Consider the following 24,802-nt stretch of genomic DNA (forward strand, 5'->3'; position numbering starts at 1 on the left):
GATATGAAGCTTTTTTGCACGCCATATTGCAGATCGGGGGCGTTGCCGATTTGCTGCGAATGATTTGCATTACCCTGATAAGTTGCGCGCTATTTATTGATCCGGTCGATCAGCCTCACGCAGAAAATGCGTTGGCGGTTGCGGCTGGCCACCGATAGCCTCGATGCTGAAATCAGGCCTGCGTCCGCGCCCGGCCGGTTTTCGCGATCGATCATTGGGGAAGGAGAGGGATCATGGGCCTCAAGGGCACAAAGACCGAAGACAATCTGAAGGCTGCTTTCGCGGGTGAAAGCCAGGCGAACCGCCGCTATCTTTATTTCGCACAGAAGGCCGACGTCGAAGGCTACAACGATGTGGCCGCGGTGTTCCGCTCGACGGCGGAAGGCGAAACGGGTCATGCGCACGGCCACCTCGAATATCTCGAAGAGGTGGGTGACCCGGCGACGGGCCTCGCCATCGGCACGACGTCCGACAACCTGAAGTCGGCGATCGCGGGCGAGACGCACGAATACACCGATATGTATCCGGGCATGGCGCGCACCGCACGCGACGAAGGCTTCGACGAAATCTCCGACTGGTTCGAGACGCTCGCGAAGGCTGAAAAGAGCCACGCCGGCAAGTTTCAAAAGACGCTCGACACGCTCGACGCCTGAGAGGGCAGGAGCGGCAAGAGTGTCCGCTGTGGGAGGCGAGGGGCGGGTCCGCGGGACCGGAACCGCCCCTCCCGTAGCCTCCGCGACAGCAGTGCTGCGAGCGTCCGTTCGGGCGCACGGCATCAGTTCCCGTTTCCGCTTCGAGAGACAGGCGGACACGTGTTTCGTGTGGGAATTCGCGTCGTGCGTCCGACCGGGCGCTTCCAGAGACATATCCATCCTGAAGCCAGAGCCGTTGGGGCCAGAACCGTTGGGGAACACCGATGCGTGAGGGCAGTCTGGAGGCGCCGACGCGCCATCCGATCGATTGGGAAAACCCGGACTACTATGACGAGGCGCAGCTCGAGGCCGAACTGACGCGCGTGTTCGATATCTGCCACGGCTGCCGCCGCTGCTTCAATCTATGCGACAGCTTCCCGATCCTGTTCGATCTGATCGACGAATCGCCAAGCGGCGAGATCGACGGGCTCGACCCCAAGACCGACTACAAGGCGGTCGTCGACGCCTGCACGCTCTGCGACATGTGCTTCATGACGAAGTGCCCTTACGTGCCGCCGCACGAATGGGCGCTCGACGTGCCGCATCTGATGCTCCGCGCGCGCGCCGTCGAGCACCGGCACGGCGAAACGCACCTCGCCGACGCGGAGTTCGCGAAGACCGATCGCAACGGCAAGCTCGCCACCTTCCTGTCTCCACTCGCCAACTGGGCGACGGATAGCGGAAACGGCCTGACACGCACCGTGATGGAAAAGACGGCGGGCATAGACCGCGAGGCGTGGCTGCCTCCCTTTGCCGATACACCGCTCGATCGCCGCGGCGATCTCGACCGGATCGATGCGGATGCGTCGGCACCTGCCGTTGGGCGCAAAGCGGCGCTCTATGCGACATGTTTTGCGAACTGGAACATGCCGGGGCCGGGCGAGGCGGCGGTAAAGGTGCTGAAGGCGAACGGGGTCGAAACGCGCATCGTCTATCCCGGCTGCTGCGGGATGCCCAAGCTTGAGAACGGCGACCTTGCAGCGGTCGCGGAACAGGCGCGGACGGTTGCTGCAGCCTTCGCGCCGCTGATCGATGAAGGCTTCGATGTCGTGGCGGTGACGCCCTCGTGCGCGCTGATGCTGAAGTTCGAATGGCCGCTGATTCTGCCGAATGATCCTCTGGTCGCGAAGCTGGCCGGAGCGACGTTCGACATCACCGAGTACGTGGTCGATATCGCGAAGAAGGAAGGGCTCGCGCCCGGAATGCAGCCGCTCGGCGGCGACATCGCGATCCATCTTCCGTGCCACAGCCGCGCGCAGAACATGGGGCAGAAGGGCGCCGAGATGCTGCGGCTGATCCCGGATGCGAAGGTGGGCGTCGTCGAGCGTTGCTCCGGGCATGGCGGCAAGTGGGGCATGTTCAAAACGAATTTCGCCACTGCGCTCAAGGTCGGCAAGCCGGCGGGCCGCGCCATGCTGAAGACGAATGCGGCCTTCATGGTTTCGGAATGTCCGCTCGCCGGGCCGCACCTCAAGCAGGTGATGGAGCGGGAGGGCGGGGAGAGCGTTCCCGAACAGGTGCCGCATCCGATCGAACTGCTTGCCAAAGCCTACGGGCTTTAGAGGAAAGACGCTCCATGTCCCGCGAAACCCGTGTCATCGAACCCGCCGACATCATGGACATGCGCGCCTACGGCGAGCAGCGGAAGGCGCTGCGGCTGGGGCATGTCGAGACGAAGAAAAAACGCCGTCTTTCGGTTGGGCCGCATGTGACGGTTTTCTTCGAGTCGTATGACAGCATGTGGCTGCAAATCCATGAAATGCTTTATATCGAACGTGGCGGGGCCGAGCAGATTCCAGATGAGCTCGCCGCCTATAACCCGATGATCCCGAACGGCCGCGAACTGACCGTGACCCTGATGTTCGAGATCGACGACCCCAAGCTGCGCGCCTCCATCCTCGGCCGCCTCGCCGGGGTCGAGGATCATATCTACCTGCACCTCGGCGAAGCGCGCATCGCGGCGGTGCCCGAGGGCGACGTCGAGCGCAGCCGGGAGGACGGCAAGGCCTCTTCCGTCCACTTCCTGCATTTCCCGTTCACGCAGGAGCAGATCGCGGAATGGCGGAGCGGCCGCGGCACGGTGATCTTCGGGATCGATCATCCGAACTACGGCCACATGGCCATCATCGGCCCGGAGATGCGAGACGTGCTGGGCCGGGATTTCGGCTAAAGCATCGTGCGGAAAAGTGGGAACCGGTTTTCCGCGAAAAACGATGCGTTAACAAAGAGATGGAGAAAGCTGTGTGATTGGAGATCACGCAGCTTTCTCTATAGCGCCGTCGCTTGGTTTCCCCGCGGCCCTGCAAGGAACCACACGACAAGGCCGATCAGCGGGAACACGATGATGCCGATCGTCCATGCGACTTTCGCGCCGGTCGTCGCGCCGCTGCCCCACACGCTGATCACCGCCCAGATGTCGAGCGCCAGGATGAGGAGGCCGATAAGTCCATATTCCATGAGGTAAGTCTCCTGCGTGTCAGGCGGTCTTGCCCTTGGCGGCCGCACGGCGCGCGGCTTCGAGTTCGGGGCCTTCGGCGCCGTCCACCGCTTTCGCGGCCTCGCGCGCCTTGGCATCTACCTTGCCGGATTTTGCAAATGCGTGCTGCGCGTCCTGATATTTGCGCGCGCCTTCGTAGCTGCCTTCGCCTTCCAGCTTCAGGTTCGATTTCCGGTCTTCCATGAAACCCTCCATGTTGTGCCCGCTCGCCGCATCAACGCGGCGACGGGTGGAAGGTTTCGCGGATCAGCGGATCAGCTTGCCGCCCTTCATCACGTGATCGATGCGTTCGAGCGCGCTGATGTCCGCCAGCGGATCGGCGGCGACGGCGACCATGTCGGCATAGCGCCCCGGCGCGATGGTGCCCACGTCCGCGGATTTCCCCATCAGCGCCGCCGCACTTGTGGTGGCGGACTGGATCGCCTGCATCGGCGTCATGCCGTAGCGCACCATGTATTTGAACTGGCGGGCGTTGAGCCCGTGCGGGAAGACGCCCGCATCGGTGCCGTAGGCGATCTTCACGCCTGCCGCGACAGCCTTGCGGAAGCCGATGCGCTGCGCGTCCGTCGTCTCGAAGTTCTTGCGCATGATCTCTTCGGGCCAGTGCTCGGCCTTGCCCATCTCGTCGATGAAGTCGCCGTTGTAGACATCCATAACCAGCCACGCGCCCTTCTTCTTCGCGAGCGCGATCGCCTCGTCGTCGATCAGCGAGGCGTGCTCGATCGAGCGGACGCCGCCATTCAGCGCGATCTTGATGCCTTCGGCGCCGTGCGCGTGCGCGGTGGCATAGCTCTTGTAGCGGGCGGCTTCGTCGACGGCGGCACGGACCTCGGCCTCGGTCATCTCGGGCGCGCCCGGCTCGGTGCCCGCCGCGAGCACTGCGCCCGTCGCGATCAGCTTCAGGAAGTCGGCACCGCGCTGGAAGAGCATCCGCGATTTCGATTTCACCTCGTCCGGCCCGGCGGCGACGCCCATGCGCATGATCTCCGGGATCTCCACATCGGGCGCCATGCCCGTCACCTCGCCGCCGCCGCCCGGCACGGTGATATACGCGCCCGCCACCGCCATGCGCGGGCCTTCGATGTACCCCGCCTCGATCGCGTTCCTCAGCGACACGTCGCCGAAGGCGCGGAACGTGCCGACGTCGCGCACGCTGGTGAAGCCCGCGTTCAGCGTGTCGCGCGCATTCCGCGCGCCGACGAGCGCGATGTCCTCCGCCGAGTGGAGCAGGGGCTCGGCGACGTTGTTGGTTTGGCCCCAATCGGAGAGGTGCGTATGCATGTCGATGAGGCCGGGGAGGACGGTGAAGCCGGACCAGTCGAGCACCGTCGCGCCTTCGGGCGGCGGCGTGTAAGCCGTGATGGCGGCGATGCGCCCGTCCTCGATGCGGATCAGCCGGTCGGTCAGGACCTTGCCGCTTTCCGTGTCGATCACCCGTCCGGCGCGCACGTAAGAGGTGTCCGCCAGCACAGGCGCGGCGAGCAGCCCGGCCGCGAGCAGCGCGCAAGAAATCCGTTGCAGAATCGTCATCCGTCCCTCCCTGTCCACGCGTATCCTGCTGGACTATTATACATACGTCAAATAGGAATTCGCGGATGATCGTCGCCGGCCTCATCGCAAGCATATCACTCGCCCTCATCGCCATCGGCGTGATGACGACGCTGGTGCCGCTGTACGCGACCGGCCTCGGCTTCACCCCGCACCATATCGGTTGGATCGCTGGCATCTATTACGTGGGCTTCCTCATAGGCCCATGGCTCGCCCCGCCGCTCGTGCGGCGGCTTGGGAGCGGACGCGCCTTCGCCGTCGCCGCGCTCCTCGCACTCGGCGGCATTATCGTGCTGCCGCTGTTCCCCGAGCCCGCGGCATGGGCGGCGATCCGCTTCGTCTCCGGCACAGGCTTCGCGCTGCTCTACATCCTCGCCGAAGCGGGACTGAATGCCGAAGTAGACAACGCGGGGCGCGGCCGCCTTCTTTCGCTCTACATGATCGCGAGCAAAGCTGCCCTCATCACCGGCCAGTTCGTCGTCGGTCTGCTTGGGGTGGGCGGCTGGGGACCGTTTGTGGTCGCGTCGGCGGTGGTGGCTCTGGCGGCGATCGTACGCCTCAGAATCCCCGTCGGCGCGGCGCTGCCCGCAACCGGGCGGCTGCGGCCACTGCACGTGCTTCGCGCCGCGCCGGTGGCGACGACAGGCTGTATCCTCTACGGGCTCGGCGAAGCCTCGCTCTATGCGCTCGGACCAGTGTACGCGCGAGCGAACGGCATGAGCGTGGCTGAGGTCTCGACCTTCATGACGGCGGTGCTGCTCGGCGCGGCGCTCGCGCAGTGGCCGCTCGGCTGGCTCTCCGACCGGATCGACCGGCGGCGCGCCATCCTGATCGGTGCGGCCGGCACGGTGATCGGGGGGTGTGCGCTCGGCCTCGCCACCCAGCCCGCATTTGCCATGGCGCTGGCCGGCGGCTTCGTGCTCGGCGGCAGCCTGCTGCCGCTCTACGGCCTCCTCGTTGCACTCGGCAACGATAGCGCCAGCCGCGAGGAACGCGTGGAAATCGGCAGCGGCCTCGTATTCGCCTATGCCGTGGGCGCGATGGTGGGCCCGCCCGCCGCCGCCGCGCTGATGGAGATGACGCCGCGCGGCCTGCCGCTGTGGCTTGCGGGACTCTACGCGGTGCAGACACTCGTGCTTCTCGCGGCCCTACGTCGCCGGGCGCTGCTCGCCCAGCCGCTTTGAAAGGGCTTGCCAAGCGCACCGCGCTGTTATACATATGTCCAATATAAAGTGGAGGCGGGATGGCGACCAAGGCGGCAGCGACGATCGAAGCGGATCCCGACGCGGGCTGGAGCCTGCCGGCGTGGACCTATTCGGACCCGGAGTTCTTCTCGGTCGAGATGCAGCGCGTCATGCGCCCATCGTGGCAGGTTGTGTGCCACCTCTCCGACGTGCCAAACGTCGGCGACTACCACACGCTCGAATATCTCGGCGAAAGCATCGTTGTCGTGCGCGGGCAGGACCATGAGGTCCGCGCCTTCACCAACGTCTGCCGCCACCGCGGTGCGCGGCTGGTCGACGGGCCTTCGGGCTGCGCAGTCGCGAAGAAGCTGACGTGCCCGTATCATGCATGGTCGTTCGACCTTGAAGGCAAGCTCGTCGGCGTGCCGCTGAAGGCGACCTATCCAGGGCTCGACCAGTCGAAGCATGGCCTCGTGCCCGTCGACCTCGAAATCTGGCGCGGTTTCCTCTTCGTGCGGCTCGAAAACGATGGCGGGCCTTCGGTCGCCGAGATGATCGCACCCTACGACCACGAGGTCGAGCCGTACCGCTTCCAGGACCTGAAGGCGTTCGGCCGTGTGACGCTGCGCCCGCGCCGGGTGAACTGGAAGAACGTGGGCGACAATTATTCGGACGGGCTGCACATCCCCGTCGCGCACCCCGGTCTCACGCGGCTGATGGGCAGCGGCTACGGTGTCGAGGCGCAGGAGAATGTCGATAAGATGTGGGGGCCGATCCGCGACCGCCTGTCGAACAACCCTTCCGAGAAGGCATACCAGAAGTATCTGCCACATGTTCCGCACCTGCCGGAGGAACGGCAGAGGCTGTGGACCTATTTCAAGCTGTGGCCGAACGTCGCCTTCGATATCTATCCCGATCAGGTCGATTTCATGCAGTGGCTGCCGGTCTCGCCGACCGAGACGCTGATCCGCGAGATCAGCTATGCCGTGCCCGACGACCGCCGCGAGATGAAGGCGGCGCGCTACCTGAACTGGCGCATCAACCGACAGGTGAACGCCGAGGACACGTGGCTTATCAACCGCGTGCAGGACGGTATGGCTTCCGAGAGTTTCACGGTGGGGCCGCTCGCGGAGACCGAGGTCGCGCTCCGCAACTTCTGCCGCAAGGTCCGGAACCTGATCCCGGAGGCGCGCCAGCATCGGCCGCCGCCGCCAGGCTGGAGCCGGCGCCCGCACGCCGCACACTGAAAAGACAAAAGAACAAAACTGAGGGGTTGCTGTCATGTCCAAACGCTATGACGCCGTCATCATCGGCGGCGGCCACAACGGCCTTGTCTGCGCCTTCTATCTTGCACGTGCAGGCCTCAAGGTGCGCGTGCTGGAGCGCCGCGACGTGATCGGCGGCGCCGCCGTGACCGAGGAATTTCATCCCGGTTTCCGCAACTCGGTGGCGAGCTACACGGTCAGCCTGCTCAATCCCAAGGTGATCGCCGACATGCGGCTCGCCGACCACGGCTACCGCGTGATCGAGCGGCCCTATTCCAACTTCCTGCCGCAGGACGACGGCCGCTACCTGCTGCTCGGTGGCGGACTGGAACGGACGCAGGCCGAGTTCCGCAAGTTCTCGAACCACGACGCGGACGTGCTGCCGCAATATTATGACGCGCTCGAAACCGTGGCTGACGTGCTGCGCGACTTGTCGCTGAAGGCGCCGCCCAACGTCGGCGACGGCGTGAAGACGCTGGTCGATGCTGCGCGGCAGGGGCGTCGTCTCGCCGGGCTGCCCGTGGAGAAGCAGCGCGACGTGCTCGACCTGTTTGTGAAATCGGCGCGAACATTCCTCGATAGCTGGTTCGAAAGCGAGGCGGTGAAGGCCGCCTTCGGTTTCGATGCGGTCGTCGGCAACTATGCCTCGCCCGATACGCCGGGCTCTGCCTATGTGCTGCTTCACCACGTCTTCGGCGAAGTGAACGGCAAGAAGGGGGCGTGGGGCCACAGCGTCGGCGGCATGGGCAAGATCACCGAGATCATGGCGAATGTGTGCCGCGATCTCGGCGTCGAGATCAGCCTCGAAAGCCCGGTCGAAAAGGTGCTCGTCGACGGCGGCAAGGCCGTGGGCGTGCGCCTCTCGGGCGGCGAGGAGATCGCGGCCGAGCGCGTGATCGCCAACGTCGGGCCGAAGCTGCTCTATGACCGTATGATCGACGCGTCCGACCTTCCGGCGGATTTCCTGCGACGTATCCGCGCCTTCAAGGCGGGATCGGGCACGTTCCGCATGAATGTGGCGCTCTCGGAATTGCCGCGCTTCACGAGCCTGCCCGAGCCGGGTGAGCACCTGCAGAGCGGCATCATCATCGCGCCGACGCTCGACTACATGGACCGCGCCTTCCTCGACGCGAAGCAGTACGGCATGTCGAAGCGCCCTATCGTCGAAATGCTGATCCCTTCGATCGTCGACGCCAGTCTCGCACCCCCGGGTCAACATGTTGCGAGCCTGTTCTGCCAGCAGTTCGCGCCCGAGCTTCCAGACGGAAGAAGCTGGGACGACGAGCGCGAAACCGCAGCAGATGTGATCATCGATACAGTCGAGCACTACGCGCCGGGTTTCAAGGCCTCGGTGATCGCGCGGCAGATCCACTCGCCTTTGGATCTCGAACGCAAGTTCGGCCTTGTCGGCGGGGACATCATGCACGGCAATATGTCGCTGGACCAGCTTTGGTCAGCGCGTCCGATGCTGGGGCATGGCGCCTACAGGGGGCCGCTCAAGGGCCTCTACATGTGTGGCGCGGGTACGCATCCGGGCGGCGGTGTGACCGGTGCGCCGGGGCACAACGCAGCGCACGAGATTCTGGCGGACGGGACGCTTCTCGGCAGGCTGTTCAGACGAGCCTAAAGGCCCAGGCAGGCATCGAACCCTTCGTTGTCCACCACACGTGTCCACCGCTCGATGCGCTTTGCGTAGCGGGCAGTGTATCCGCGTGGGTTACGCGCGTCGCGCTTGATGGGTGAGGGGAGGACAGCGACGAGCCGCGCAGCCTCGCTGCGTGTCAGCGACTTCGCGCTCTTGTCGAAATAATGCTGTGCCGCCGCTTCGGCACCGTAAACGCCGATACCGAATTCGGCAACATTCAGATAGACTTCCATGATCCGCTTCTTGTCCCACATCAACTCGATGAGGACGGTGAAGTAAGCCTCAAGCCCTTTGCGGAGCCATGAGCGGCCCGGCCACAGGAAGGCATTCTTTGCCACCTGTTGGCTGACGGTGGAGCCTCCGCGCAGCTTGCGGCCGTCAGCGTTCGCCTCCATCGCCTTGCTGATCGCCTCGGTATCGAAGCCGAAGTGCGAGCAGAACTTGCCATCCTCGCCTGCGATCACGGCGCGGGGTAGATCAGGATCGATGTTCGAAAACGATGTCCAGTCGCGCCTTACATCCTTGCCCGCGAAAAAATCCTTCGCCATCGGCACGGTGAACGGCACAGGTGCGAATCGATAGAGCAGCACCCACAGGATCGTGAGGGCGAACAGAATGAGCAGCGGCCGGACGATGAACCGGACCACCCATGATCTCTTGCCCCGTTTGCCCCCGCTGGTCACGTTTCGTCTCTAGCGCGCGAAGCATTTGTGCTGCAACGGTATGGGTAGAGATTCAGGGGAATATGATGCGATATCCGGTACTCACGGCGCTTGCTCTCGTTCTTGCAGTGCCTGCAGCGGCTCAGGGTGCGAAGGAGTCGATGCCGATCTCGACTCCTGTCGAGGCGCTGAAGCCTGGCGATTGGGTCTGGTACGACGCCGTCGCACCTGAAGGCCCGGCGATGTTGATCGTCGACCTCTCGACACAGCGCGCGCAGCTTTACCGAAACGGAGTACGTATCGGCGTCACTACCGTTTCCACAGGCAAGAAGGGCAAGGCGACGCCCACGGGTATCTTCACGATCCTTCAGAAGAAGAAGGAGCATTATTCCAATCTCTACAACAACGCGCCGATGCCCTACATGCAGCGGCTGACGTGGGATGGGATCGCGCTCCACGCCGGAAACCTACCGGGCTATCCGGCCTCGCACGGTTGCATCCGTATGCCGATGGCGTTCGCGCAGAAGCTGTATGGGGCGACCAGCCTCGGCATGACGGTGATCATCGCCGACGACAAGACGGACACCACGGATATCCGCGATGCGGGCATGTTTCTGCCGGTCGACCCGGCGGATTCGACCGATCTTGAAAATATGCGCTACCGCTGGCAGCCGGAGAAGTCGCCTGAAGGCCCAGTCACCATCCTCGTCAGCCGCGCGGACAGCCAGATCGTGGTGCTGCGCAATGGCAAGGAAATCGGCCGATCGAAGGTGCGCTTTCCCGAAGGCGCCATCGGCACGCACGCCATTACGCTTGCCGCCGTGGAGAACGGGGTCGAGCGCTGGAAGTATATCGAACTCCCGGGTTCAGGCGACGTGAGCGGCGCGCCGTTCGACCGCGCGCAGTTCGCAAGCATCGGAATGCCGCGCCAGTTCCGCCTCGACGTACGCTCGGTGCTGGTGCCGGGTACGACGATTTACGGAACCGACGACCCCATCGTGAGGTCGAAGACGGGGAAAACGCTCACCGTCATCAAGGACTCAGGCCAGCCGGAGTAGCGCTTACGCGTCTTCGAGCAGATGGCGGTCGGTCGCGAGCTTGCGGATCGCCTTCTGCAGCTTTTCGAAGGCGCGCACCTCAATCTGGCGCACACGCTCGCGGCTGATGTCGTATTCCTGGCTCAGTTCCTCGAGCGTCTTCGGCTCCTCGGCGAGGCGGCGCTCGGTAAGGATGTGCCGCTCGCGCTCATTGAGCACGGCCATCGCTTCGGCGAGCAGTGCGGCGCGGAGGCTGCTTTCCTCGCGCTCGGCGACGATCTCGTCCTGGATCGGGCCTTCGTCGGTCAGCCAGTCCTGCCACTGGCCTTCGCCGTCGGTATCGGCGCGGAGCGGGGCGTTCAGGCTGGCGTCGCCGCCCATCGCCATGCGGCGGTTCATCGAGATGACCTCGTCTGCCGTGACGTTGAGGTCGTGTGCAATCTTCTCGACGACTTCGGGTCTGAGGTCGCCTTCCTCCAGTGCGCCGATCTGGCTCTTCATGCGGCGGAGGTTGAAGAATAGTTTCTTCTGCGCCGCCGTGGTGCCGATCTTCACGAGGCTCCACGAGCGCAGGATGAACTCCTGGATCGAGGCCCTGATCCACCACATCGCATAAGTGGCGAGGCGGAAGCCCTTGTCGGGCTCGAACTTCTTCACGCCCTGCATCAGGCCGATGTTGCCTTCTGCAATGAGTTCGCTCACCGGCAGGCCGTAACCGCGATAGCCCATGGCGATCTTGGAGACGAGGCGGAGGTGGCTCGTCACCAGACGGTGAGCGGCGTCCGTGTCCTGATGCTCGCGCCAGCGCTTTGCCAGCATGAACTCCTCCTCGGGGGCGAGGATCGGAAATTTGCGGATTTCCGAGAGATAGCGATTGAGCGAGGCTTCGCCGCCGAGGGCGGGAATGGTGGCGGGGACTTTGGCTTCGGCCATGGCTGCGACTTTCGGTGAAGGCAGGATTTCTGCGGGTATCTGGGTGGGGCGCGCGGGATTCAAACGGCAAGCGCCTCTATGAGTTCCTGAATATCAGACGGGACGGGGCTTTCGAAAGCGAGATTTTCTTGAGTGCGTGGATGCACAAGTTGCAGCGAGCGGGCATGGAGCGCCTGCCTGCCGAACCCGAGCGATTTAAGGACATCGCGGTGACTTGCGCGTGTGCGCCCATAGAGTGGATCCCCCAATAACGGGTGCCCGCTTGACGCCATATGAACGCGCACCTGATGCGTGCGGCCTGTCTCAAGCCGGCATTCGACAAGCGCGGCGTCCTTCAGCGGCTGGAGCGTGCGGTAGTGCGTGACCGCGTGCTTGCCCTTGCCGGGGGAAACGATGTCCATTTTTTTTCGGTGCACCGGATGGCGTCCGATCGCGCCTTCTATTCGACCGGCGGGGGGTGAGGGTCGACCGGCGACGACGGCGAGATAGCGACGACCGATACTGTGCGTGGCGAACTGTTTGGCGAGGCCTTCGTGGGCGAGGTCGGTCTTGGCGACGACGAGAAGCCCGGAGGTGTCTTTATCGATGCGGTGGACGATGCCGGGGCGGGCGACGCCGCCGATGCCGGAAAGCTGCCCCGCGCAGTGGTGGAGGAGGGCGTTCACGAGCGTGCCGTCCGGGTTGCCCGCAGCCGGATGGACGACGAGGCCAGCGGGCTTGTCGACGACGATGAGGTCGGCGTCTTCGTAGACGATACTGAGGGGGATCTGCTGGGCCTCGGCGGTGGCGGGCGCTGCCTCGGGAACCGAGACGCTTACCTCTTCGCCGCCGACGACGCGGAGGGAGGGCGTGGGGCGCCTCCCCGCGAGCGTGACCGCGCCTTCCAGCATCAACGCCTTCAGCCGCTCGCGCGACAGGGTCGGCAGGGCATCGGCGAGCGCGCGGTCGAGCCGCTGCCCGGCGGCCTCGGCCGGAAGGATGACGCTTATGTTCGACTTGCCCCCGCTCATTGGATAGCGATGTTGGCATGATGCTTCGAATTGCAAGGCAGACGCTTGCGGAAATTCGCGCCGATTGCGCCGCGCGGGCACCCGAAGAAGCGTGCGGGCTCTTGCTGGGGCGGGCTGGCCGCGTCGAAAGCAGCCTCGCGGCCCCGAACGTCGCGGACGAACGGCTGCGGCACTTCGAGATCGACCCCGCAGTGCTCTTCACGGCGCATCGCGGTGCGCGGAGCGGGGGGCTGCCTTTGCTTGGCTGCTACCATTCGCACCCGGACGCGCCCGCGTTTCCATCGCGCCTCGATGCCGAGCGGGCGCACGACATGGGCTGGGCGTGGCTGATCCTTGGGCAGGACGGCGAAAAAGCCTACCGTGTCGTCGCAAACGGCCCCATACATGGGCGGTTCGAAGCGGTGGACATTAAAGAAATCTGAGGGGCAGGCGTTGGCGCGCGGTGAAGTCAAATGGTTCAATCGCAAGAAGGGCTTCGGTTTCATCAGGCCCGATGTCGGCACGCGCGATGTATTCGTGCATGTTTCGGCTCTGCATCAATCGAACATCTCCGCGCTTGAGGACGGTCAATGCGTCGAATTCGAGCTGACACAACTTGCAGATGGCCGAACCTCTGCGATGGGCGTGCGGATTATTGAGGCTTCTTCGGATGAATCCGCCGCATCTTGAACGCTTGCGCGTCGGCTTGCGAGGGGTTAGGCGGGAAGAAATATCCCGGAGGGAGCGGCAAAAAGAATGAATTCGGCCGATTTCGCGAGCCTGTTGTGCTCCCGGCTTTGCCATGATCTCGTCGGACCCGTCGGCGCGCTCTACAACGGCGTCGAACTGCTCGTCGACGAGCACGACCCCGAAATGCGCGCCCGCTGCATGGAACTGCTCTCCGACAGCGCGCGGCAGACCGCCAACAAACTGAAATTCTTCCGGCTCGCCTTCGGCGCGGCGGGCGGCTTCGGCGACCAGGTCGACACGCGCGAGGCGCAGGCGGCGCTCGAAGGCCTGTTCGGCGCGGAACGCCGCGTGGCGGTGCAGTGGATGATCGGAAACCCGGCACTGCCCAAGGACGCGGTGAAGCTGCTGCTCAACCTCGCGATGATCGCCGGGGACGCGCTGCTGCGCGGCGGCGAGCTGCGCGTCGCGGCCGAACAGACGGGCGAAGGCGTGGAGCTTGCGGTGCGCGCGGAAGGCCCGCGAATGCTGCTCGACCCCGAGCTTCGCGCCGCGCTTGGCGGTGAGACGCCCGTCGCGCAGCTCACGCCGCGCGCGGCGGCGGCCTATCTCGTCCATCTGCTTCTCAAGGAAACCGGCAGCAGCCTGCAGATTTCCGAGCCGGATGAAGGCGTTCTCGTTTTCGGAACGCGTCTCGCGGTTTAGCGCGGCATTAACCACTTCCGGTCAAGGTGGCGCGGCGCGCACAGACCGGGATGGAAAATGGACGAGTTGCTTGGCGATTTTCTGACCGAAACGGCCGAAAATCTGCAAACCGTGGACAATGAGATCGTGCTGTTCGAGCGCGATCCCGGCAACCGCGACGTGCTGAACAACATCTTTCGGCTGGTGCATACTATCAAGGGCACGTGCGGTTTCCTCAATCTGCCGCGCCTAGAACGGTTGGCGCACGCCGCCGAAACCGTGCTCGGCAAAGTCCGCGACGGGCAGGCCGCAGTGTCGCCCGCGGTGGTCAGCGAGACGCTGGCGGCAATCGACGGCATCAAGGTGATCCTTGCGGCGCTCGAAGCGTCGGGCAAGGAGCCGGCAGGGGACGACGAGGCCCAGATCGCACGCCTGAACGCCGCCATCGCGATCCCCGAAGCACCGAAAGTGGAGTTGGTGCCGGAGCCGGTCATCGCGGCGGAGCCGGATGCTGGAGCGGGCCGGGGCATCCAGTCGATCCGCGTTTCGGTCGCGCTGCTCGAACAGCTGATGACCACCGTTTCGGAACTGGTGCTGACGCGGAACGAGCTGCTGCAGCACCTCAGGACGCTGAAGGACGACCGCCTCGCTGTGCCGCTGCAGCGGCTGTCGGCGCAGGTCGGCGAGCTTCAGGAAAGCGTGATGCGCACGCGTATGCAGCCGATCAGCAACGCGTGGAGCGCGCTGCCGCGGCTGGTGCGGAGCCTTTCGGTCGAACTCGGCAAGCCGATCGAACTCGACATGCAGGGCGGCGAAACCGAACTCGACCGGCAACTGCTCGAACTCATCAAGGACCCGCTCGCGCACATGGTGCGGAACGCGGCCGACCACGGCATCGAAACGGCCGAACAGCGCAAGGCCGCGGGCAAGGACGCGCGCGGCCGCATCGTGCTGAAGGCGGCGCAGGAAGGCGGACACATCGTCATCACGCTCGCCGACAACGGACGCGGCATTGATGTCGCCCGGCTGAAGGCGAAGGCCGTTGCGCTGCGCCTGGTGACGGAAACCGACGCGGCGCAGCTTTCCGCGCTGCAGGCGCAGCGGCTGGTGTTCCATCCGGGGCTTTCGACCGCCGAGCAGGTGACTTCGGTATCCGGGCGCGGTGTCGGGATGGACGTGGTGCGCGCGAACATCGAGAAAATCGGCGGGGCGATCAACATCGAATCGACGGCGGGCAAAGGCACGCAGTTCACGATCCGCATTCCGCTGACGCTCGCGATCCTGCCCGCGCTGATCGTGGCATCGGGCGGCCAGCGTTTCGCGGTACCGCAGATGGCGGTTGTCGAGCTGGTGCGCGTGGGCGCGAACAGCGAGCATGTCGTCGAATATGTGAACAACGCCGCCGTGATGCGCCTGCGCGGCCGATTGCTGCCGCTCATCCACCTCGGCACGCTGCTCGGCATCGGCAATGGTCGCGGCGGGGGCGATTATGTGCTGATCGCGCGCGCCGGGAACATCAGCTTCGGGCTGATCGTCGACAACATCTTCGATACCGAGGAGGTCGTGGTGAAGCCGGTGGCGCCGATCCTGAAGACGTTGAGCGTCTATTCGGGGAACGCCATTCTTGGCGACGGCGCCGTGATCATGATCCTCGATGCGAACGGAATCGCCGCAAGCCTTGGAATTGCTGGAGAAAGCGATGCCAACGATGCGCTTGAGGCGCCGGTGCGCGAGGTCGCCCAAGAAACCGACGCGATGCTGCTGTTCCGCGCGGGCAGCCCGCATCCAAAGGCCGTGCCGCTCTCGCTCGTCGCGCGGCTCGAGGAGTTCGATGCCGCTGCCGTCGAATGGAGCGAAGGCCGCCCGGTCGTGCAATATCGCGATGCGCTGGTGCCGCTGCTCGCGGTCGATGGCACGCTGACACCGCGCGTGGAGGGCCGCCAGCCTGCGCTCATCTTCGACGATGGCGCGGCCATCGTGGCGCTGATGGTCGACGAAGTGCTCGACATCGTCGACACGCATGTCGACATCTGCATGACGAGCGATCTTCCGGCGCGGATCGGCACCGCCGTTATCGCGGGCCGGGCGACGGAAATTCTCGATGTCGCGCACTATCTTTCGCGAGCGGGCAGCGCCGGGTCCATCGTAGCGGAAGACAAAGGCGGGCGCCGGGTGCTGATCGTCGATGACAGCGCCTTCTTCCGCAACATGCTGAAACCGCTGCTGGCATCCGCCGGATACCGGGCGATGACGGCGGCGAGCGCGGACGAGGCGCTGGCGCTGCGCGAGACCGGCGAGCACTTCGACCTCATCCTTTCCGATATCGAGATGCCCGGCCTTTCGGGCGTCGATTTCGCGCGCGCCGTGCGCGGCGACGACCGCTGGCGCGAAACGCCGCTCGTGGCGCTGTCGTCCCTCGCGGGCGAGGAGCATGTTCGGCAGGGCGAGGCCGCGGGCTTCGACCAGTATGTCGCCAAGTTCGACCGGTCGCGGCTGCTCGACGCGGTTGCCCGCCAGCTGAGTGGAGAGGCTGCATGATTCCGGCAAAGCTCGTCTCGGTCGTGCTCGGCGGCCAGCTGCTCGGCATCGATGTCGCGCAGGTGCAGGACGTCATCCGGCTCGGCGCGGTGAGCCCGGTGCCGCTGGCACCGCGCTGGATCGCCGGCGTGATGAACCTGCGCGGCCGCATCGTTACCGCGATCGATCTTCGGGCACGCTTCGGCCTTTCGCCGCGGCAGGACCGCGCGGGATCGATGTGCGTCGTGGTCGAGCATCAGGGCGAGCCCTACGGCCTGATCGTGGACGACGTGGGCGACGTGATCGATGTCGACCCCGAGCAGATCGAGCCCAATCCGCCGACGCTCGACCGCCGCTGGCAGCAGGTTTCGGACGGTATCGTGAAACTGGATGTGTTGATGGTGCTCGCCAGCGTGCGGGCGATCATGGATGCCGACCTTGCGGCCGCGGCTTAACGCGAATGCAAGATTTTCACGGCATGAAACAATTGGCGTAACCCTCCGTGCGAGAGCCTGTGATGAAATCGTGTCTCATCGTCGACGACTCCAAGGTCATCCGCAAGGTTGCGCGACGCATCCTTGAGGATCTCAGCTTTGCGACCGAGGAAGCGGCGGACGGGCGCGATGCGCTCGAACAGTGCCGTCAGGCGATGCCGGACGTGATCCTGCTCGACTGGAACATGCCCGTGATGAGCGGGATGGAGTTTCTTTCGGTGCTGCGCTCCGAACAGGAAGGTAAGCGGCCCGTGGTCGTCTTCTGCACCACCGAAAACGACATGGCGCACATCCGCGCCGCCATCGACGCGGGCGCGGACGAATATATCATGAAGCCGTTCGACCGGGATGTGATCGAAGCCAAGCTCGCACAGGTCGGCGCGCTTTAGGCGCTCGGGGCCTCCGAGCCATGAACAGGGCGTCCGCTCCAACCGCACCAATATCGGCCTCGCCTTCGGTGCGCGTGCTTCTCGTCGACGATTCGGGCGTCAGCCGCGCGCTGATGGCGCAGTGGCTCCACGACGATCCCGCCATTCGGGTGGTCGCCACCGCCGCGAACGGCGCCGACGCCATCGCGGCGGCAAAGGCGCATCCGGTCGACGTGATCGTGCTCGATGTCGAGATGCCCGGGATGGACGGGATCGCGGCGCTGCCACGGCTCGTGGAGGCCGCGCCCGGCGCGCGCATCCTCATGGCCTCCACGCTGACGACGCGTGGCGCGCGCGTGACGTTCGAGGCGCTGAACCTCGGCGCGACCGACGCCATCGCGAAGCCGCGTAGCGGGTGGGCGACCGCCGCTGGCCCCGAATTCCGCGACGAGTTCGTGCGCAAGGTTCGCGCGCTTGGCGAGATCGAACGGCCGCAGGCAGCGCCGCGTCGCGTGCCCGCCAGCGCACCGGCGCCCTATGCGCGGGCCGAGCCTTCGCGCGCCCTTCCGCGCGCGATCGCGATCGGCGCCTCGACGGGTGGGCCCAATGCCCTGTTCGAGCTGATCGAGCAGCTGCCCAAGCCCGTGCGCGTGCCCATCATCGTGACGCAGCACATGCCGCCGACCTTCACCGCGATCCTTGCCGAGCACATGGCGCGGCGCGGCGGCATACAGGCGTTCGAGGCGGCGGACCGGATGGCCGTGCAGCCGGGCGTCGTCTACGTGGCGCCGGGCGGGCGGCACATGGAGGTGGTGCGCGTTGGCGGTGTCGTGAGGCTGCGTCTGACGGACGCTGCGCCTGAAAATTTCTGCCGCCCCTCGGTCAATCCGATGCTGCGCACGGCGGCGGGCGTGTGGGGCGCCGCGACGCTTGGCGTGATGCTGACCGGCATGGGATCGGACGGTCTCGACGGCGCGCGCGCGGTGGTTGCGGCGGGCGGTACCATGCTCGCGCAGGATCAAGCGAGCTCGGTCGTCTGGGGAATGCCGGGCGCGGTGGTGAAGGCAGGCCTTGCCGCCGAAATGCTGCCTGTGAGCGGGCTCGCCTCGGCGATCGGCTGTCTGCTGGAGGCGGGACGATGACGGCGCCCGACGCCGGTTTCGACTGTCTCTCGTCGCTGCTTCGCGTGCGTGCGGGCATCGAGCTGGCGCGGACGAAGACCTATCTCGTCGAATCGCGGCTGGGGCCGCTGGCGCGCGTGCACGGCTTCGTGAACGTCTCCGAGTTCCTGCAGCGCCTCGCCCGTGACGGCATCGGGGAGGCGCTCGCAACCGATCTCGTCGAGGCGATGCTGAACAACGAGACGTTCTTCTTCCGGGATATCCAGCCGTTCGATCTGCTGAAGGAACGCATCCTGCCGCAGCTGCGCGCCGCGCGGGCGGCTTCGCGCCGCATCCGCATCTGGAGCGCGGCGGCATCGACCGGGCAGGAACCCTATTCGGTGGCGATGCTGTTCGCGGAGGATCGCGAAAGCTGGGAGGGTTGGACGATCGACATCGTCGGCACCGATATCTCCCGCCGCGCGATCACGCGGGCGCGGAGCGGGCTCTATTCGCAGTTCGAGGTGCAGCGCGGCCTCAGCATCCACCGCCTGATGGCGCACTTCGAGAAAGCCGGCGAACACTGGGCGCTGAGCCCGGAAATCCGCGCCAAGGTGCGCTTCCAGCCGCTCAACCTGCTCGGCCCCTGGTCGCTGGGCGCGCCGTTCGACATCATCCTGTGCCGCAACGTGCTCATGTACCTTGCGCACACCTGCAAGCAGGAGGTTCTCGCGCGCATCCACCGGCAGCTGAGCCCCGATGGTCGACTTGTCCTGGGCGCGGCCGAAACCGTGCTCGGCGTGAGCGACGCCTTCGCGCCGGACTGGCAGAACCGGGGGCTCTACTTGCCCGCGGGACTCCAGCCGCCGACCTTCGCGCGCGCGGTCTGATCGCGGTTCCATCCGGCTCCAACTGCGTCTAGAGAGCGGCGCATGTCGATCTGGGGCAAGATTCTGGGAACCGCTGTCGGCCTCGCCATCGGTGGCCCGCTGGGTGCGCTCGCGGGCCTTGCCGCCGGGCACGCGATCGACGTGGGCGCGGCGCGGCTGGGGCGCGGCGAGCGCGCGCAGGTCGCCTTCACGATCGCCGCGATCGCGCTTTCCGCCAAGATGGCGCGCGCCGACGGCTATGCCTCGGCGGACGAATTCGCGGTGTTCGAGCGGCTGTTCCAGGTGGAAGCGGCCGAGCGCGAGAATGCCGAGCGCTTCTACAACCTCGCCAAGCGTTCGACCGACGGGTTCGAGAGCTATGCGCGGCAGGTGCGCAGCATCATCGGCACCGGATCGCCCGTGCTCGAAGACCTCGTCGAGGCGCTGCTGATGATCGCGGTTGCCGACGGGGTGACGCGCGAGGAGCTTGAGTACGTCGACCGCGTGCGCCGCGAGTTTGCGATCACCGACGCGGATTTCGCGCGGATCAGGACGCGCTACGTCGCGCCGGACCCGGACGATCCCTATGTCGTGCTCGGTGTCGCGCCGGGCGCGGACCGGGAGACGGTGCGCAGCGCCTACCTTGCGCTCGTGAAACGGCACCACCCCGACCGGCACTATGCGGAAGGGACGCCTGCCGAGTTCATCCGCGTCGCCGACCTGCGCATGGCGGAGATCAACGCGGCGTACCGGACGATCATGTCGTCATGAAGCCCGCGCACCTTGCCTTCATCCTGTTCATCGACCTGCTTTGGGCGATGAACGTGGTCGCAGTGAAGGAGATCATCGACGCGCTCGGCCCGATGACGGGCGTGTTCCTGCGCTACGCGATCGTGCTGCTGGTGATGCTACCGTGGCTTCGCCTCGTGAAGGGCCGGATGCGCGATATCGTGATCGCGGGCGTCGTATCGGGCGCGGTCTTCATGGGGCTCGGCGGTCTCAGCTTCGCGCTTACGGAGAATGTCGCGGCGCTCTCGATCGCAGGGCAGCTCGGCGTGCCGTTCAGCCTGATCCTTGCGGTGATCTTCCTCGGTGAGACGATCCGCTGGATCCGCATCGTCGGCACCGCCGCCTCGTTTGTCGGCATCGTCATCATGGGTTTCGACCCGGCGATATGGGATGAGCGGCTCGGCGTGAGCCTCACCATCCTCGCCTCGTTCATGTGGGCGGTCGGCTCGATGCTGTTCCGACGCCTGCAGGGCGTGAACCCGCTGACCATTCACGCATGGCTCGCGTTCGTGAGCGTGCCGCTCCTGCTCGCCGCCGCGCTCTGGTTCGAACCCGGTGGGATTGCCCGCGCCGCGGACGCGGACGCACACGTGTGGGGCTGGCTGATTTATGCGGCGGTCGGCTCGTCGATTGTCGGCCATGCCGGGATGAGCTGGCTGCTGCAGCGTTATCCGGTAACAGTGATGGCGCCGCTCACCTTGCCGACACCGCTGATCGCGGTGATCATCGCGATCATGGTGTATGATACGCCGGTCAGCTTCGAGTTCGTGGTCGGGGCGCTCATCACCTTTGTGGGCGTCGCCGTGGTGACATGGCGGAGCGCGACGCAGAAGACGGATGAGGGGCTGGTGAAGGAATGGGCGCGCGAGGTGAAGCGATGATCGATTGCCCTTCGCCAAACCACGATGCGCGGACGCTGCCCGTTTCGATGGTGGTGCTGCACTATACGGGGATGCAGTCCGCGACGGCGGCGCTGCAACGCCTGACCGACGCGGAAGCCAAGGTTTCGGCGCACTACATGATCGCCGAGGATGGCAACGTGCTCTGTCTCGTCGATGAGGAGCGGCGCGCGTGGCACGCGGGCAAATCGTTCTGGCGCGGCATCAGCGACGTGAATTCGGCGAGCATCGGCATCGAGATCGTCAATCCCGGCCACGAATTCGGCTACCGGCCGTTCCCGGAGGCGCAAATGGACGCGCTGATCCCGCTTCTGGCGGAAATCGTGAAGCGGCACGGCATCCGGCCCGGCAACGTCGTCGGCCACAGCGATATCGCGCCCGCGCGCAAGGCTGACCCCGGCGAGCTTTTCGACTGGCCGCGCCTCGCCCGCCTTGGGCTGGCGACGGCGGTTCCGGGCGCAATCGCCGACCCGCACTGGACGGAGGCGGGCATGGTGCTCGCGCTCGAACGCTACGGTTACGATGTGAGCGACGGCCCGGCTGCGATCGTCGCATTCCAGCGTCGGTTCCGGCCTTCCAATATCGACGGCGTGGTGGACGGCGAGACGCGTGCGATCCTGCTAGGGCTTTTGCTTACCACCCCTCAGGACGAACTTCGGCTCGCCTGAGCTGCCGCTTTTTCGGCGCTGAGCGGCAGCGGCGCGGCGGGCGGTTTGCAGCCTTTCGATGCGCCATAACCCTTGAGGAAACTGCGCCGCGCGACGCCGGTGACGATCGCGGCCTTGTAACGCCTCTGGTTTTCCGCACTGCCTGAAATCTCGCGCACGATGCCGCGGAACGGCAGGATCAGGTTGGAAAGGAAATTGCCCGAAAGGCGCAGGACGGTGTCCGCACGCTTCTTGCCCTTGTCCTCGGCGATTTCGACATCGAGATCAGGGCCGAGCACGGCATCGAGTTTTTCCACCGCAGCGCGCACCTCGGCGCATTTGCGGATGCCCTTCAGCGAATAGGGATCTTCGAGGATATCGAGCAGATCCTGCGGAATCTCGTCTTTCTTCAGATTGACGTCTTCGACGGGCTGCGTCGCCGCGTCGAGAGCGCGGCTCGTGGTGGGCTTGTCCTTCTCGCCCGGTGCGGTCTGCGCGGCGGCGGGGAGAGCGATAAGCGGCACGACAAGCAGCGCAGGTACAGTGAAACGACGCATGTACGGTTTCCTCGAACATACGCCCCCTTGGCGTGATCTTGTCTCCCAAACCGGAGCCCGCGCCAAGCATGGACTTCGCCCGCAATTGGTCATAGGCGGCTTCGAGGATGCTGTGTTGCGCTTTTGCGACAAGGACGGGCGGGTTGGAAACGGAGCACAAGGCGCAGGTTACAGCGCTCCTCGTCGCCGGCAGGCGGCCGGGTACGGACCCGCTTGCCGCGCATTTCGGCGTGGAGGACAAGGCGCTGATCGCCGTTGTTGGGGAGCCGATGCTCTCCCGCGTGGCGCGCGTTCTCGCAGCGCACCCGGACATCGCACGGACGGTGGTGCTCGCGCAGGCGCCCGAACGGCTGCTTGCGCATCCCGGCACGGCATGGATGGTGACGGACGCGCGGATCGGTGTGCTGGCGGGCGGGAATTCGGTGAGCGCCGCCGTGGCCGCCGCGCTTGAAGCCCATCCTGACGGCTGGCCATTCCTCGTGACGACGGCGGACAACGTGCTTCTGGATGCCGAGACGCTGACCGGCTTCATCGCCGGGGCGCGGGCGGGGGGCACCGACGTGGCGGTGGGGCTCGTGCCGCGCGAGGTGTTCGCGCGTGCCTATCCGGACGCGCGGCGGACGTGGCTCAAGTTCCGGGGTGGCGCCTATTCCGGCGCGAACCTTTTCTTCCTCGCGCGGCCTGCGGCGCTCTCGGCGGTGCGTTTCTGGCAGCGCGTGGAAAGCGAGCGGAAAAAGGTGCGCGCCATCGCGGGTGCATTCGGGCCTGTGCTTCTGCTCGGCTATCTGCTGCGCGCCTTGCGCGTGGAGGGCGCGTTGGCAAGGGCGGGGGCGCGGCTCGGCGTGACGGCGGCGCCGGTGCTGCTCGACAGGCCGGAAGCCTGCATCGATGTCGACAAGGTGCAGGATCATGAAATCGCGAGCGCGATCCTTGCCGCGCGCGGCTGAAACGACCATTCCACATCCTGCCACATTTCCGGTTTAGGCGCGCAAAATGACCAAACGCGCCATCATCCTGAGTGCAGGGCAGGGCTCGCGCCTGCTGCCGCTGACCGCCGACCGGCCCAAGTGCCTGATCGAATTTTCGGGACGCACGCTGCTCGACTGGCAGCTCGACATGCTGATCGCGGGCGGCATCGACGACATCACCGTCGTGGTCGGCTTCAATTCGGACATGGTGGACGCGGCTATCGCGCGCCGGAATGACGAGCGCGTCGCGGTGCGGACGCTGTTCAACCCCTTCTATCAGGTCGCGGACAATCTCGGATCGGTATGGCTGGCGCGCGAACTGATGGATGAGCCGTTCGTGATCCTGAACGGCGACACGCTCATCTCGCGCGAGATTGTGGACCGCGTGCTTGCCGCGCCCGATGCACCGATCCGCATCACGGTCGACGTGAAGGACGAATACGACCTCGACGACATGAAGGTGCGCCGCGAAGGCGAGCGGCTGTTCGACATCGGCAAGCGGCTGACGGCGGAAGAAAGCAACGCTGAATCGATCGGCTTCCTGCGCTTCAATGCGGAGGGCGGCGCGCGCTTCCGTGCCGAGGTGGAGCGTATGATGCACTCGCCCGAAGGCACGCGAAGCTGGTATCTGCGCGCGATCCACCACATCGCCGCCGACCCGGCCTCGACCGTGCTCGTCACCTCGATCGAGGGGCTGGAGTGGGGCGAGGTGGATTTTCCCGAGGATGTCGAGGTTGGGCAGACGCTGACCGCCGGCTGGCGCTGACGCTTAGCTGTAGCTGACAATTTCGTATTCGATGCCGTCAGGATCGAAGACATAGAAGCGGCGGCCGGGTTCGTAGTCGTCGTGACTGAACGGTACGAGGCCCGCCGCGAACACGCGCGCTTCGGTCTCGTCCAGATCGTCGACCTCGACGCCGATGTGGTTGAGCGGGCGGCCTTTTCGGAAATCCTCGTCGGTGTATGTGGCGTCCGCGCCGGTATAGAGCGCGATATAGTGATCGTCTGAACCGACGTGGATCGTGCGTCCGCCGTCGCGTGCAGGGCCTTGCCAGCGGATCTTCCAGTCGAACAGGGCCTGCATCAGGCGCGCGGTCCGTTCGGGGTCGGTGACAGTGACGTTCACGTGCTCAATTCTCGGAAAACGCATGATTTTCTCCAGGGTTCGGGCGCCCGATGGCGCCGGTCCTTGCGAGTCGTACAACCTCAAGTTAACTTGAGGTCAAGCGCGATTTTTCGAGGTTTTGGGCATGACGCAAACGACACTCACCATCGGCGAACTCGCCCGGCGCACGGGGCTCAGCGTGTCGGCGATCCGCTTTTACGAGGAGCGGGGGCTGGTGAGCCCGATCCGCACCGGGGGCAACCAGCGCCGCTTTCTGCGCTCCGACATAAGGCGGCTTTCGTTCGCGCTGATCGCGCAGCGGCTGGGGCTGACGCTGACGGAGATCGAGGCGGAACTCGCGACGCTGCCGGACGGCCGCGTGCCGACGCAGGCGGACTGGACGCGGATCAGCCGCCGGATGCGCAAGGCGCTCGACGCGCGGATCGCCATGCTTGAGCGTACGCGCGATCTGCTCGACGGCTGCATCGGGTGCGGGTGTCTCTCGCTGCAGCGTTGCGCGCTCTACAATCCGGGTGACCGGGCGGCGCGGGCGGGGACGGGGCCAAGGTTCCTGATGGGTGATCGTGCCGAGGATTTCGCGGATTGACGGATGCGTTGAACCAATGGCGCCGGGCGGCGTTGGGGCGGTGAAGGGGGTATGCAGCA

The 24,802-nt window shown here is 65.5% G+C and carries 29 protein-coding genes; 21 read left to right on the top strand and 8 right to left on the bottom strand.

What is annotated here, in order from left to right:
* Positions 1-233 precede the first annotated feature (233 nt).
* The 3 genes from ACFQ00_RS10680 to ACFQ00_RS10690 all read left to right on the top strand — a co-directional run bounded on the left by ACFQ00_RS10680 (position 234) and on the right by ACFQ00_RS10690 (position 2,862).
* Positions 234-653, top strand: coding sequence for a rubrerythrin family protein (locus ACFQ00_RS10680; protein ID WP_374598365.1), 420 nt, complete (start codon positions 234-236; stop codon positions 651-653).
* A 263-nt stretch (positions 654-916) separates the two neighbouring features.
* Complete coding sequence (locus tag ACFQ00_RS10685; protein ID WP_381490165.1) at positions 917-2,254, top strand: heterodisulfide reductase-related iron-sulfur binding cluster; 1,338 nt, start codon at positions 917-919, stop codon at positions 2,252-2,254.
* Positions 2,255-2,268: 14 nt separating this feature from the next.
* Complete coding sequence (locus ACFQ00_RS10690) at positions 2,269-2,862, top strand: DUF3501 family protein (protein ID WP_381490168.1); 594 nt, start codon at positions 2,269-2,271, stop codon at positions 2,860-2,862.
* A gap of 98 nt (positions 2,863-2,960) precedes the next feature.
* On the opposite strand, the gene ACFQ00_RS10695 is transcribed toward ACFQ00_RS10690, so the two are convergent.
* Genes ACFQ00_RS10695 through ACFQ00_RS10705 form a run of 3 tightly spaced genes read right to left on the bottom strand, consistent with a single transcriptional unit; the run spans position 2,961 to position 4,719 of the window.
* The gene (locus ACFQ00_RS10695; RefSeq protein ID WP_381490171.1) at positions 2,961-3,149 is read right to left on the bottom strand and encodes a PLD nuclease N-terminal domain-containing protein; all 189 of its coding nucleotides are present in this window, start codon (positions 3,147-3,149) and stop codon (positions 2,961-2,963) included.
* A gap of 19 nt (positions 3,150-3,168) precedes the next feature.
* Positions 3,169-3,384, bottom strand: coding sequence for a hypothetical protein (locus ACFQ00_RS10700; protein ID WP_381490174.1), 216 nt, complete (start codon positions 3,382-3,384; stop codon positions 3,169-3,171).
* A 51-nt stretch (positions 3,385-3,435) separates the two neighbouring features.
* Positions 3,436-4,719, bottom strand: a complete 1,284-nt coding sequence (locus tag ACFQ00_RS10705; RefSeq protein ID WP_381490177.1) for a Xaa-Pro dipeptidase — start codon at positions 4,717-4,719, stop codon at positions 3,436-3,438.
* A 65-nt stretch (positions 4,720-4,784) separates the two neighbouring features.
* Here ACFQ00_RS10705 and ACFQ00_RS10710 point away from each other — a divergent pair, with 65 nt between their 5' ends.
* From ACFQ00_RS10710 to ACFQ00_RS10720, 3 genes are read left to right on the top strand one after another with little or no spacing between them, the layout of a single operon-like run.
* A complete protein-coding gene (locus ACFQ00_RS10710; RefSeq protein ID WP_381490180.1) occupies positions 4,785-5,921 on the top strand; it encodes an MFS transporter in 1,137 nt (378 codons plus the stop codon).
* A gap of 59 nt (positions 5,922-5,980) precedes the next feature.
* The gene (locus ACFQ00_RS10715; RefSeq protein WP_381490183.1) at positions 5,981-7,168 is read left to right on the top strand and encodes an aromatic ring-hydroxylating oxygenase subunit alpha; all 1,188 of its coding nucleotides are present in this window, start codon (positions 5,981-5,983) and stop codon (positions 7,166-7,168) included.
* A 34-nt stretch (positions 7,169-7,202) separates the two neighbouring features.
* Positions 7,203-8,813: a phytoene desaturase family protein gene (locus ACFQ00_RS10720; RefSeq protein ID WP_381490187.1), complete on the top strand. Its 1,611-nt coding sequence runs from the start codon at positions 7,203-7,205 to the stop codon at positions 8,811-8,813.
* On the opposite strand, the gene mtgA is transcribed toward ACFQ00_RS10720, so the two are convergent.
* Positions 8,810-9,478 carry a monofunctional biosynthetic peptidoglycan transglycosylase gene (gene mtgA / locus ACFQ00_RS10725; RefSeq protein WP_381490190.1) on the bottom strand — a complete coding sequence of 223 codons (669 nt, stop codon included), beginning with the start codon at positions 9,476-9,478 and terminating at the stop codon, positions 8,810-8,812. The two genes, ACFQ00_RS10720 and mtgA, sit on opposite strands and share 4 nt — an antisense overlap.
* A gap of 98 nt (positions 9,479-9,576) precedes the next feature.
* On the opposite strand from mtgA, the gene ACFQ00_RS10730 reads away from it, so the two are divergent.
* Positions 9,577-10,551, top strand: coding sequence for a L,D-transpeptidase (locus tag ACFQ00_RS10730; protein WP_381490193.1), 975 nt, complete (start codon positions 9,577-9,579; stop codon positions 10,549-10,551).
* Between the two features lie 3 nt (positions 10,552-10,554).
* Here the strand turns inward: ACFQ00_RS10730 and rpoH are convergent, their stop codons facing one another.
* Both rpoH and ACFQ00_RS10740 read right to left on the bottom strand, forming a co-directional pair.
* Positions 10,555-11,463 carry an RNA polymerase sigma factor RpoH gene (gene rpoH, locus ACFQ00_RS10735; RefSeq protein ID WP_381490196.1) on the bottom strand — a complete coding sequence of 303 codons (909 nt, stop codon included), beginning with the start codon at positions 11,461-11,463 and terminating at the stop codon, positions 10,555-10,557.
* Between the two features lie 59 nt (positions 11,464-11,522).
* Positions 11,523-12,473, bottom strand: a complete 951-nt coding sequence (locus ACFQ00_RS10740) for an RluA family pseudouridine synthase (protein WP_381490198.1) — start codon at positions 12,471-12,473, stop codon at positions 11,523-11,525.
* 17 nt (positions 12,474-12,490) lie between these two features.
* Here ACFQ00_RS10740 and ACFQ00_RS10745 point away from each other — a divergent pair, with 17 nt between their 5' ends.
* The 11 genes from ACFQ00_RS10745 to ACFQ00_RS10795 all read left to right on the top strand — a co-directional run bounded on the left by ACFQ00_RS10745 (position 12,491) and on the right by ACFQ00_RS10795 (position 21,527).
* On the top strand, positions 12,491-12,895 hold the full coding sequence (locus ACFQ00_RS10745; RefSeq protein WP_381490201.1) for a Mov34/MPN/PAD-1 family protein: 405 nt from the start codon (positions 12,491-12,493) through the stop codon (positions 12,893-12,895).
* A 10-nt stretch (positions 12,896-12,905) separates the two neighbouring features.
* Positions 12,906-13,142: a cold-shock protein gene (locus ACFQ00_RS10750; protein WP_374598392.1), complete on the top strand. Its 237-nt coding sequence runs from the start codon at positions 12,906-12,908 to the stop codon at positions 13,140-13,142.
* Between the two features lie 66 nt (positions 13,143-13,208).
* Positions 13,209-13,844 carry a histidine phosphotransferase family protein gene (locus ACFQ00_RS10755; RefSeq protein WP_374598394.1) on the top strand — a complete coding sequence of 212 codons (636 nt, stop codon included), beginning with the start codon at positions 13,209-13,211 and terminating at the stop codon, positions 13,842-13,844.
* 57 nt (positions 13,845-13,901) lie between these two features.
* Entirely contained in the window at positions 13,902-16,361 is a 2,460-nt protein-coding gene (locus ACFQ00_RS10760) for a hybrid sensor histidine kinase/response regulator (protein ID WP_381490205.1), read from the top strand.
* Positions 16,358-16,795, top strand: a complete 438-nt coding sequence (locus tag ACFQ00_RS10765; RefSeq protein ID WP_374598398.1) for a chemotaxis protein CheW — start codon at positions 16,358-16,360, stop codon at positions 16,793-16,795. Before ACFQ00_RS10760 ends, ACFQ00_RS10765 begins: the two co-directional genes overlap by 4 nt.
* A gap of 62 nt (positions 16,796-16,857) precedes the next feature.
* Positions 16,858-17,223, top strand: coding sequence for a response regulator (locus ACFQ00_RS10770; RefSeq protein WP_374598400.1), 366 nt, complete (start codon positions 16,858-16,860; stop codon positions 17,221-17,223).
* A 20-nt stretch (positions 17,224-17,243) separates the two neighbouring features.
* Complete coding sequence (gene cheB / locus ACFQ00_RS10775; protein ID WP_381490208.1) at positions 17,244-18,344, top strand: chemotaxis-specific protein-glutamate methyltransferase CheB; 1,101 nt, start codon at positions 17,244-17,246, stop codon at positions 18,342-18,344.
* Positions 18,341-19,192 carry a CheR family methyltransferase gene (locus tag ACFQ00_RS10780; RefSeq protein WP_381490211.1) on the top strand — a complete coding sequence of 284 codons (852 nt, stop codon included), beginning with the start codon at positions 18,341-18,343 and terminating at the stop codon, positions 19,190-19,192. The genes cheB and ACFQ00_RS10780 overlap by 4 nt, the downstream gene beginning before the upstream one ends.
* 42 nt (positions 19,193-19,234) lie before the next feature.
* Complete coding sequence (locus tag ACFQ00_RS10785) at positions 19,235-19,942, top strand: TerB family tellurite resistance protein (RefSeq protein ID WP_381490213.1); 708 nt, start codon at positions 19,235-19,237, stop codon at positions 19,940-19,942.
* Positions 19,939-20,841 carry a DMT family transporter gene (locus ACFQ00_RS10790; RefSeq protein WP_381490215.1) on the top strand — a complete coding sequence of 301 codons (903 nt, stop codon included), beginning with the start codon at positions 19,939-19,941 and terminating at the stop codon, positions 20,839-20,841. The genes ACFQ00_RS10785 and ACFQ00_RS10790 overlap by 4 nt, the downstream gene beginning before the upstream one ends.
* A complete protein-coding gene (locus ACFQ00_RS10795) occupies positions 20,817-21,527 on the top strand; it encodes an N-acetylmuramoyl-L-alanine amidase (RefSeq protein ID WP_381490218.1) in 711 nt (236 codons plus the stop codon). The genes ACFQ00_RS10790 and ACFQ00_RS10795 overlap by 25 nt, the downstream gene beginning before the upstream one ends.
* Here ACFQ00_RS10795 and ACFQ00_RS10800 read toward each other — a convergent pair.
* Positions 21,503-22,063, bottom strand: a complete 561-nt coding sequence (locus ACFQ00_RS10800) for a hypothetical protein (protein WP_381490221.1) — start codon at positions 22,061-22,063, stop codon at positions 21,503-21,505. The two genes, ACFQ00_RS10795 and ACFQ00_RS10800, sit on opposite strands and share 25 nt — an antisense overlap.
* 143 nt (positions 22,064-22,206) lie before the next feature.
* Between ACFQ00_RS10800 and ACFQ00_RS10805 the strand changes: the two genes are divergently transcribed.
* The gene (locus ACFQ00_RS10805; RefSeq protein WP_381490224.1) at positions 22,207-23,010 is read left to right on the top strand and encodes an NTP transferase domain-containing protein; all 804 of its coding nucleotides are present in this window, start codon (positions 22,207-22,209) and stop codon (positions 23,008-23,010) included.
* 46 nt (positions 23,011-23,056) lie between these two features.
* Positions 23,057-23,797: a phosphocholine cytidylyltransferase family protein gene (locus ACFQ00_RS10810; RefSeq protein WP_381490227.1), complete on the top strand. Its 741-nt coding sequence runs from the start codon at positions 23,057-23,059 to the stop codon at positions 23,795-23,797.
* A gap of 3 nt (positions 23,798-23,800) precedes the next feature.
* Here the strand turns inward: ACFQ00_RS10810 and ACFQ00_RS10815 are convergent, their stop codons facing one another.
* The gene (locus ACFQ00_RS10815; protein ID WP_381490229.1) at positions 23,801-24,181 is read right to left on the bottom strand and encodes a VOC family protein; all 381 of its coding nucleotides are present in this window, start codon (positions 24,179-24,181) and stop codon (positions 23,801-23,803) included.
* A 100-nt stretch (positions 24,182-24,281) separates the two neighbouring features.
* On the opposite strand from ACFQ00_RS10815, the gene soxR reads away from it, so the two are divergent.
* The gene (soxR, locus tag ACFQ00_RS10820) at positions 24,282-24,743 is read left to right on the top strand and encodes a redox-sensitive transcriptional activator SoxR (protein WP_381490232.1); all 462 of its coding nucleotides are present in this window, start codon (positions 24,282-24,284) and stop codon (positions 24,741-24,743) included.
* The last annotated feature ends 59 nt before the right edge of the window (positions 24,744-24,802 follow it).

Origin of the sequence: Sphingosinicella xenopeptidilytica (assembly GCF_042676985.1) — a bacterium.
Lineage (GTDB): Bacteria > Pseudomonadota > Alphaproteobacteria > Sphingomonadales > Sphingomonadaceae > Sphingosinicella > Sphingosinicella xenopeptidilytica.

Coding starts and splice junctions, on each gene's coding strand:
- ACFQ00_RS10680 (WP_374598365.1), top strand. CDS start 234: ATGGGCCTCAAGGGCACAAAGACCGAAGACAATCTGAAGGCTGCTTTC.
- ACFQ00_RS10685 (WP_381490165.1), top strand. CDS start 917: ATGCGTGAGGGCAGTCTGGAGGCGCCGACGCGCCATCCGATCGATTGG.
- ACFQ00_RS10690 (WP_381490168.1), top strand. CDS start 2,269: ATGTCCCGCGAAACCCGTGTCATCGAACCCGCCGACATCATGGACATG.
- ACFQ00_RS10695 (WP_381490171.1), bottom strand. CDS start 3,149: ATGGAATATGGACTTATCGGCCTCCTCATCCTGGCGCTCGACATCTGG.
- ACFQ00_RS10700 (WP_381490174.1), bottom strand. CDS start 3,384: ATGGAGGGTTTCATGGAAGACCGGAAATCGAACCTGAAGCTGGAAGGC.
- ACFQ00_RS10705 (WP_381490177.1), bottom strand. CDS start 4,719: ATGACGATTCTGCAACGGATTTCTTGCGCGCTGCTCGCGGCCGGGCTG.
- ACFQ00_RS10710 (WP_381490180.1), top strand. CDS start 4,785: ATGATCGTCGCCGGCCTCATCGCAAGCATATCACTCGCCCTCATCGCC.
- ACFQ00_RS10715 (WP_381490183.1), top strand. CDS start 5,981: ATGGCGACCAAGGCGGCAGCGACGATCGAAGCGGATCCCGACGCGGGC.
- ACFQ00_RS10720 (WP_381490187.1), top strand. CDS start 7,203: ATGTCCAAACGCTATGACGCCGTCATCATCGGCGGCGGCCACAACGGC.
- ACFQ00_RS10730 (WP_381490193.1), top strand. CDS start 9,577: ATGATGCGATATCCGGTACTCACGGCGCTTGCTCTCGTTCTTGCAGTG.
- rpoH (WP_381490196.1), bottom strand. CDS start 11,463: ATGGCCGAAGCCAAAGTCCCCGCCACCATTCCCGCCCTCGGCGGCGAA.
- ACFQ00_RS10740 (WP_381490198.1), bottom strand. CDS start 12,473: ATGAGCGGGGGCAAGTCGAACATAAGCGTCATCCTTCCGGCCGAGGCC.
- ACFQ00_RS10745 (WP_381490201.1), top strand. CDS start 12,491: ATGATGCTTCGAATTGCAAGGCAGACGCTTGCGGAAATTCGCGCCGAT.
- ACFQ00_RS10755 (WP_374598394.1), top strand. CDS start 13,209: ATGAATTCGGCCGATTTCGCGAGCCTGTTGTGCTCCCGGCTTTGCCAT.
- ACFQ00_RS10760 (WP_381490205.1), top strand. CDS start 13,902: ATGGACGAGTTGCTTGGCGATTTTCTGACCGAAACGGCCGAAAATCTG.
- ACFQ00_RS10765 (WP_374598398.1), top strand. CDS start 16,358: ATGATTCCGGCAAAGCTCGTCTCGGTCGTGCTCGGCGGCCAGCTGCTC.
- ACFQ00_RS10770 (WP_374598400.1), top strand. CDS start 16,858: ATGAAATCGTGTCTCATCGTCGACGACTCCAAGGTCATCCGCAAGGTT.
- cheB (WP_381490208.1), top strand. CDS start 17,244: ATGAACAGGGCGTCCGCTCCAACCGCACCAATATCGGCCTCGCCTTCG.
- ACFQ00_RS10780 (WP_381490211.1), top strand. CDS start 18,341: ATGACGGCGCCCGACGCCGGTTTCGACTGTCTCTCGTCGCTGCTTCGC.
- ACFQ00_RS10785 (WP_381490213.1), top strand. CDS start 19,235: ATGTCGATCTGGGGCAAGATTCTGGGAACCGCTGTCGGCCTCGCCATC.
- ACFQ00_RS10790 (WP_381490215.1), top strand. CDS start 19,939: ATGAAGCCCGCGCACCTTGCCTTCATCCTGTTCATCGACCTGCTTTGG.
- ACFQ00_RS10795 (WP_381490218.1), top strand. CDS start 20,817: ATGGGCGCGCGAGGTGAAGCGATGATCGATTGCCCTTCGCCAAACCAC.
- ACFQ00_RS10800 (WP_381490221.1), bottom strand. CDS start 22,063: ATGCGTCGTTTCACTGTACCTGCGCTGCTTGTCGTGCCGCTTATCGCT.
- ACFQ00_RS10810 (WP_381490227.1), top strand. CDS start 23,057: ATGACCAAACGCGCCATCATCCTGAGTGCAGGGCAGGGCTCGCGCCTG.
- ACFQ00_RS10815 (WP_381490229.1), bottom strand. CDS start 24,181: ATGCGTTTTCCGAGAATTGAGCACGTGAACGTCACTGTCACCGACCCC.
- soxR (WP_381490232.1), top strand. CDS start 24,282: ATGACGCAAACGACACTCACCATCGGCGAACTCGCCCGGCGCACGGGG.